The organism is Bradyrhizobium sp., assembly GCF_035273305.1.
Taxonomy (GTDB): domain Bacteria; phylum Pseudomonadota; class Alphaproteobacteria; order Rhizobiales; family Xanthobacteraceae; genus Bradyrhizobium.
Map to the genome: position 1 here is coordinate 1 of NZ_DATEPI010000239.1, position 7,084 is coordinate 7,084.

The window sequence follows — 7,084 nt, forward strand, 5'->3', positions numbered from 1 at the left end:
CGTCATCGGCATGCCGATCCAGAACGGCACCTCGTATTTGGCGAGGAGTGCCCAGCACACCCAGGCGCCCACCAGCAGCAATTCGCCTTGCGCGAAGTTGACGACCTGGGTCGCCTTGTAGATCAGCACAAACGACATCGCGACCACGCCATAAAGCGTGCCGACCACAAGACCGTTCACCAGGAGCTGAATCAGAAACTGCGTGTTCATGGGAACCCGCGAGATGTTAACCTCGCTCCGTGTGCGGGCGCACGCACGGAGAGGTGACAAAACCGCCGGCTGCCTTCGGCGCTAAGGGATGTTCCGCTCATTCCGCGGCCTCGGCGAGCGGCGCGCCGGGCGCGAGATCGACGACCCTCAGCGTCGTGCGGATGCGCTGGGTGGTGCCATCCTGGAAGCGGATTACGGTGTCGACCGGAATGTCCCGCTTGCCGCCATAGATGGCATCGATGATTTCGGCGTATTTCTCGTTGATCACGCTGCGGCGAACCTTTCGCGTGCGCGTCAGTTCGCCGTCGTCGGCATCGAGTTCCTTGTAGAGCAGGAGAAACCGGGAGATCCGCTGCGCCGGCGGCAGCGTTGCATTGACGGTCTCGACCTCCTTCTGCAGCAGCGCATAGACTTCCGGCCGCGAGGCGAGATCGGTGTAGGTCGTGAACGCGATCCGGTTCTTCTCCGCCCATTTGGAAATGATCGAGAAGCGGATGCAGATCATCGCGGCCAATGCGTCGCGGCCGGCGCCGAGCACCACCGTCTCGGCGATATAGGGCGAGAACTTCAACTTGTTCTCGATATATTGCGGCGAGAAGCGCTCGCCGCGGGCGGTCTCGGCAAGATCCTTGATGCGGTCGATCACCACGAGCTGCCCGCTATCGTTGAAATAGCCGGCGTCTCCGGAATGCATCCAGCCATCCCTGATGTCGGCGACGGAGGCTTCCGGATTCTTGTAGTAGCCGAGGAACATGTTGGGATGTCGAACCACGATTTCACCGACGCCGTGGATATCGGGATTTTCAATGCGGATTTCGATGTTGTCGGCCATCGCCACGCCCGTTGTGTCGGGATCGACTTTGCCGATCGGATGAAGCGTATAGGCTCCCAACAATTCGGTCTGTCCATATAGCGTTCGCAGCGGCACGCCCATGGCCTGGAAAAACTTGAAAGTGTCGGGACCGAGCGCGGCGCCGCCTGTTGCCGCCGAGCGTAAGCGGGTGAAACCAAGACGGTCGCGCAACGCGCGGAACAGCAGAACATCAGCGAGCGCCGAATGCTTGCCCTGAGCGAGCGCCGCAAGACCCGCCTTCATCCCGAGTTCGTAAAGCCGCTGCTTGAGCGGAGAGGAGTCCATCACGCCGGCGCGCACTTCGGCGGCAATGGATTCCCAGACCCTCGGCGCGAACAGCACGAACGTCGGCGCGATCTCGCGGAAGTCGTGCATCATGGTCTCGGGCTGCTCGACGAAATTGATTTTCATTCGGCACAGCAGCCCTTTGCCCAGCACATATACCTGTTCCATGATCCAGGGCAGCGGCAGGACCGAGACATATTCGTCATCCGGTCCCTTCGGGTCGAACGCCAGGTAAGTCGCGCAATGCCGCAGCACCCGACCGGCCGCGAGCATCGCCAGCTTCGGGTGGGCCGTGGTGCCCGACGTGGTGCAGAGGATTGCGACATCGTCGCCCTTGGTGGCGTCGACGAGTTTGTCGTAAAGCCCGGGCTCACGGGCGGCGCGGTCGCGTCCCATCGCAGCCAGCTTGTCGGCTTCGATCAGTCGCGGGTCGTCGTATTTCCGCATGCCGCGTGGATCGGAATAGACGATGTGCTTGAGGTTGGGCGCGCGATCGGCGAGCGCTAAAAGCTTATCGACCTGTTCTTCGTCCTCTGCGAATACCAGCCTGGCCTCGCCATAGCTCAGGAGATAGGCGGCTTCCTCGTCCAGCACGTCGCGATATAGCCCGAGACTCATCGCGCCGATCGCGTGGGCAGCGATTTCCGCCGACACCCAGTCTGGGCGGTTGTCGCCGATAATACCGATGACGTCGCCGCGGCCGAGTCCAAGCTCGACCAAGCCGAGCGTGAAGTCGCGCACCCGAATCTCATAGTCCTTCCAGCTAAAAAGCTTCCACAGCCCGAAGTCCTTTTCGCGGAGCGCGATCTCCTCGCCGTGCTCGGCTGCGTTGAGACGCAACAGTTTCGGGTAGGTATCGGCCTGGGCGGCGCGGCCGGCGTAGTCGATCATGCCACGGTCTCCGCCGCAGTCGCCGGGGTATCGTCGGGATCGATCAGCACCTCGTCCTCCTCGCCGAGATAGGCGCGCTTGACGTGAGGATCGGCGAGAACCGCGGCCGGCTCGCCTTCGGCGATCTTGCGGCCAAAATCCAGCACCATGACGCGATGGGAAATATCCATCACCACGCCCATGTCGTGCTCGATCATCATCACGGTCATGCCGAACTCTTCATTGAGGTCGACAATGTAGCGCGCCATGTCCTCCTTTTCCTCGAAATTCATTCCGGCCATCGGTTCGTCGAGCAGGATGAGTTGGGGCTCCAGCGCCATGGCGCGCGCGAGTTCGACGCGCTTGCGAAGCCCGTAAGGAAGCGTGCCAGCGGTGGCCTTGCGGACCGACTGCAGGTCGAGGAAATCGATGATCTCCTCGACCTTATGGCGATGCTCGAGCTCTTCGCGCCGCGCGCCGGTCAGCCAGTACAGCGACCCCGTGATGAAGTTGTTCTTCAACAGGTGATGCCGTCCGACCATGATGTTGTCGAGAACGCTCATGTGCTGGAATAGCGCGAGGTTCTGGAAAGTGCGGCCGATGCCGAGTGACGGCCGCGCATTGGGATTGAGCGCGGTGATGTCGCGGCCTCGATAGAGCAGTTGGCCTTCCGTCGGCCGGTACCGCCCCGAGATGCAGTTGATGATCGAGGTTTTACCAGCGCCGTTGGGGCCGATGATCGAAAACAACTCCCCATCGCTCACGCCGAAACTAACGTCAGCGAGCGCCCGCACGCCGCCAAAGCGCAATGACACCCCGCGCACTTCCAACGCGTGTTCCACGGATCCTCCGTCTACGCCTGTTTCGGCGCCCCCAGGATGGCCATCAGCGAGATCAAACCCGTTATTCGGAGCCGGTCAACCCGTTCCACCGAGGAGACTACCACGTCGCCAGCTTCGGTGGCACGCGCCGGCGCGCGAGAACCGTGCCACCCGTCGACTTTGGTTTTAGACCTCGAGCCATTCCTTGCGGACGGAGTCGTCGGCGTTGAGTTCGGCTGGCGTGCCCTCGAACACGATGCGACCGTGGCCCATCACATAGACCCGGTGGGAGATTCGCATTGCGATCGAGAGCTTTTGCTCGACCAGCAGGATGGCCACACCGCGCCGGGCGATTTCGGCGATGAGGTCGCCGACCTGATGGACGATCAGCGGCGCAAGCCCCTCCGTGGGCTCGTCGATCATGATCAATTCCGGGTCGCCCATCAGGGTGCGGCAAATCGTCAGCATCTGCTTTTCGCCGCCAGACAGCACGCCTGCCGCGGTATCAGCTCGCGCGGCGAGATTGGGGAACATCGCCAGCATGTCCTCGAGCCGCCATTTGCCGGCGCGCCTGGTATCCTTGATCCCAAGCATGAGGTTTTGCCGCACCGTCAGCCCGGGAAAGATGTCGCGATGTTCCGGAACGTAACCGAGGCCCAGATGCGCGATCCGATAGCTCGGCAATCCGGCGATGTCGCAGCCCTTGAACTTGATCGAGCCCTGCGGCGGGACCTCGCCCATGATGGCCTTGACGGTCGTGGAGCGCCCGACGCCGTTGCGCCCCAACAAGCTGACGACCTCGCCGGCGCCGATCTGCATGTCGACGCCTTGTAGAATGTGGCTCTTTCCGTAATAGGCGTGCAGATCCGCTATCTCGAGCATCAGGCCGCCTCCTCACCGAGATAGGCTTCCCTGACTTTCGGATTGCCGCGAATTTCTTCCGGCGTTCCCGAAGCGATGATCTGGCCGTACACCAGAACCGAAATCCGGTCGGCCAGCCCGAACACCACGCTCATGTCGTGCTCGACGATCAGCAGCGTACGGCCTTCGGTCAGCCGGCGGATCAACGCGACGGCACGCTCGGTCTCCGCGTGGCTCATTCCGGCGGTCGGCTCGTCCAGCAGGATGACGTCGGCGCCGCCGGCAACGGTGATGCCGATCTCCAGCGCACGTTGCTCGGCGTAGGTCAAAAGTCCCGCCGGCACGTCGCGCCGGGCCATCAGGTTGATGTCGGCGAGAATCTGTGCAGTGCGCTCCCGGACCTCCGGCAGGTTATCGATGTTCTTCCAGAAGGCGTAGCGCTGACCGGTCGACCACAACACCGCGCAGCGCAGGTTTTCCCACACGCTCATATTCGCAAACACGTTGGTGACCTGGAAACTGCGCGACAATCCGCGGCGGTTGATCTGGTAGGGTCGTAGGCCCGAAATCACCTGATCGCGCAGCAGCACAGTGCCCGAACTCGGCGCCATGTATCCGCTGATGAGATTGAAGGTAGTGGATTTACCGGCGCCATTCGGTCCGATCAGCGCGTGCCGTTCGCCTTGCGCCACACTCAAATTGATATTGCGGATGATGGCGACATCGCCAAAACTCTTTTCGACCGCACGCAGTTCGATTGCAGCGCTCATCGGGCAATCCCCTTTTCGCGCGCGGCGCTGCTGGCGCTATCCCAGGCGAGCGCGACCCAACCCCAGGTCTTTCGTGCCAGCAGGAAACCGCCGATCAGGAGGATAAGCGCCATCGCCCATATATACGGGCTCGCTGCATCGAAGTTGACGCCGAACGCCTTGATGTGGGAGTCGTCGCCGGGGTTCACGGTGTAGTGGACGATCGTCTCGATCGAAAGAACGAGGCCCGCGATCATCGCCACCGTCGGCAACAAGGCGATCAGATAACTCGGCAACACCCGGGCGAGGGTGCCCGCTCTGAGCAGCGGGCGGTGCATCATCAAAAGGCCCGTGATGCCGCCAGGCGCGAACAACACCACCGCGATGAAGATCAGCCCGAAATAAAGCTGCCACACCTGGGTGAGATCGCTCAGCCCGAGCGACAACAGGGTCACGAAAATCGCTCCGACGATCGGTCCGATAAAGAACCCGACGCCACCGATATAGGTCGCGAACAATACCGTTCCTGACTGTTCCGCCCCGAGATAGGCCGAATTGGCGATCTCGAAGTTGATCGCGGCCAGCCCGCCCGCCACGCCCGCGAAAAATCCCGAAAAGCAGAACGCGAGATAGCGCACCACGTGGGGATTGTAGCCGACGAACTGGACGCGCTCGGGATTGTCCCGCACCGCATTGCACATGCGCCCGAGCGGCGTGCGGGTGAGGGCATACATCGCGATCACCGCGATCAGCGTCCACGCCGCCACCAGATAGTAGATCTGGATTTGCGGACCGAAATTCCAGCCGAACAGCTTCAGCAGTTTGGTGCGATTGGCGGACACGCCGGCCTCTCCGCCGAAGAATGTGCGCAGGATCAGCGCCGAGGACGCGATCAATTCGGCCACTCCGAGCGAGATCATCGCAAAAGCCGTTCCACTGCGCTGGGTCGAAACCCAGCCAAGCAACACAGCGAAGAACAGTCCGGCCAGTCCGCCGATGAGCGGCACGACGGGCAGGGGAATCGAAAGCTTGTTGGCCCCGATGATGTTGATGGCGTGAATGACCAGGAAGCCGCCCAGGCCATAATATACCGCGTGCCCGAACGACAGCATGCCGGTCTGGCCGAGCAAAATATTGTAGGAGAGCGAAAAGATGATGGAGATGCCGATGAGGCTGAATGTCGTCAGCGAGCCGCCCGAAGAGAATATTTTCGGCAGCAGCAGAAGCACGAGTCCGGCCGCCACCCAGAGCCCATAAAATTTCAGCTTCTCGGCGGCTGCCGGCAATGGCGGCGCGGCGCTTGCGGTGAGGTCGCTCATGTGTCGCGCGTTCCCAGGAGGCCCATCGGCCGGAATATCAGGATCAGCACCAGCAGCACGTAGGGCACGATCGGCGCGACCTGCGCGATGGTCACGCCCCAGATGTCGGCAAGCCAGGTCGATGCGTAGGCGGGGCTGAGCGGACCAAACGCGCCGGATAGTGAGCCATTCATCGATACCGCGAAAGTCTGCACCAGCCCGATCAGGAGCGATGCGACGAAGGCTCCGGGCAGCGATCCCAGCCCGCCGACCACCACGACGACGAACAGGATCGGTCCCAGCAATCCGGCCATGTTCGATTGCGTCACCAGCGCCGGCCCGGCGATCACGCCGGCGACTGCGGCCAGCGCCGTGCCGACGCCGAACACGAGCATGAAGATGCGCCCGACGTTATGGCCGAGATGGCCCACCATGTGCGGATGCGTCAATGCGGCCTGAACGATCAGGCCGATCCGCGTTTTCTTCAGAACCAGCAACAGCCCGACGAAAATCGCGACCGACACCAGCAGCATGAACATCTTGTAGGCTGGGTAATTGGTGGAGAAGATCGTGAACGCCGGAAAATCCAGCAGCGCCGGAACGCGAAAGTCGACCGGGCTCTTGCCCCAGATGATCTGCACGACTTCCTCGATCACGAACGCAAGGCCGAAGGTAAACAGCAGTTCGGCCACATGGCCGTTCCTGTGGACCCGGCGCAACCCGAAGCGTTCGACGCCAGCCCCGAGCGCGCCAGCCAGCAAAGGCGCAATCAACAGCGCCGGCCAGAACCCGAACCAGCGACTGATCTGAAAGCCGAAGAACGCGCCGAGCATGTAGAAGCTTGCATGCGCGAAGTTGAGCACACCAAGCATGCTGAAGATGACGGTTAGCCCGCTCGCCATCAGGAACAGCAGCATGCCGAACAGCACGCCGTTGAGTGTGGATATGACGATCAGTTCAAGCACGACACACCGCCGAGATTAGGAGACGCATCCGCCTCAACGTCCGGGGCGGATGAGCCTACGCATACGAGCGCTCAGTTCGGCCGTTCCATCTTGCAGGTGGTAGGCAGCACGGTCGCGGGAGTATCGATCTTCGCGACCAGCTTCCATCCCCAGCCGGTCTTCTCTTCGTCGA

The 7,084-nt window shown here is 61.9% G+C and carries 7 protein-coding genes; all 7 read right to left on the bottom strand.

From position 1 onward, the window contains the following. Nucleotides 1-210 (bottom strand): ABC transporter permease subunit (locus tag VJV58_RS16075; protein WP_414641509.1); only part of this gene is annotated, 210 nt, incomplete at its 3' end. 97 nt (nt 211-307) lie between these two features. Further along, nucleotides 308-2,239: a long-chain fatty acid--CoA ligase gene (locus tag VJV58_RS16080; protein WP_324138354.1), complete on the bottom strand. Its 1,932-nt coding sequence runs from the start codon at nt 2,237-2,239 to the stop codon at nt 308-310. Then, nucleotides 2,236-3,060, bottom strand: a complete 825-nt coding sequence (locus tag VJV58_RS16085; protein WP_324138355.1) for an ABC transporter ATP-binding protein — start codon at nt 3,058-3,060, stop codon at nt 2,236-2,238. Before VJV58_RS16085 ends, VJV58_RS16080 begins: the two co-directional genes overlap by 4 nt. A gap of 165 nt (nt 3,061-3,225) precedes the next feature. Further along, nucleotides 3,226-3,921, bottom strand: coding sequence for an ABC transporter ATP-binding protein (locus tag VJV58_RS16090; RefSeq protein ID WP_324138356.1), 696 nt, complete (start codon nt 3,919-3,921; stop codon nt 3,226-3,228). Then, nucleotides 3,921-4,670 carry an ABC transporter ATP-binding protein gene (locus tag VJV58_RS16095; RefSeq protein ID WP_324138357.1) on the bottom strand — a complete coding sequence of 250 codons (750 nt, stop codon included), beginning with the start codon at nt 4,668-4,670 and terminating at the stop codon, nt 3,921-3,923. Before VJV58_RS16095 ends, VJV58_RS16090 begins: the two co-directional genes overlap by 1 nt. After that, on the bottom strand, nt 4,667-5,968 hold the full coding sequence (locus tag VJV58_RS16100; RefSeq protein WP_324138358.1) for a branched-chain amino acid ABC transporter permease: 1,302 nt from the start codon (nt 5,966-5,968) through the stop codon (nt 4,667-4,669). Before VJV58_RS16100 ends, VJV58_RS16095 begins: the two co-directional genes overlap by 4 nt. Then, on the bottom strand, nt 5,965-6,912 hold the full coding sequence (locus tag VJV58_RS16105; protein WP_324138359.1) for a branched-chain amino acid ABC transporter permease: 948 nt from the start codon (nt 6,910-6,912) through the stop codon (nt 5,965-5,967). Before VJV58_RS16105 ends, VJV58_RS16100 begins: the two co-directional genes overlap by 4 nt. Between the last annotated feature and the right edge of the window lie 172 nt (nt 6,913-7,084).

What these genes read in the sequence shown, in the direction of transcription:
- VJV58_RS16080 (WP_324138354.1), bottom strand. Translation starts at nt 2,239, where the DNA reads ATGATCGACTACGCCGGCCGCGCCGCCCAGGCCGATACCTACCCGAAA.
- VJV58_RS16090 (WP_324138356.1), bottom strand. Translation starts at nt 3,921, where the DNA reads ATGCTCGAGATAGCGGATCTGCACGCCTATTACGGAAAGAGCCACATT.
- VJV58_RS16095 (WP_324138357.1), bottom strand. Translation starts at nt 4,670, where the DNA reads ATGAGCGCTGCAATCGAACTGCGTGCGGTCGAAAAGAGTTTTGGCGAT.
- VJV58_RS16100 (WP_324138358.1), bottom strand. Translation starts at nt 5,968, where the DNA reads ATGAGCGACCTCACCGCAAGCGCCGCGCCGCCATTGCCGGCAGCCGCC.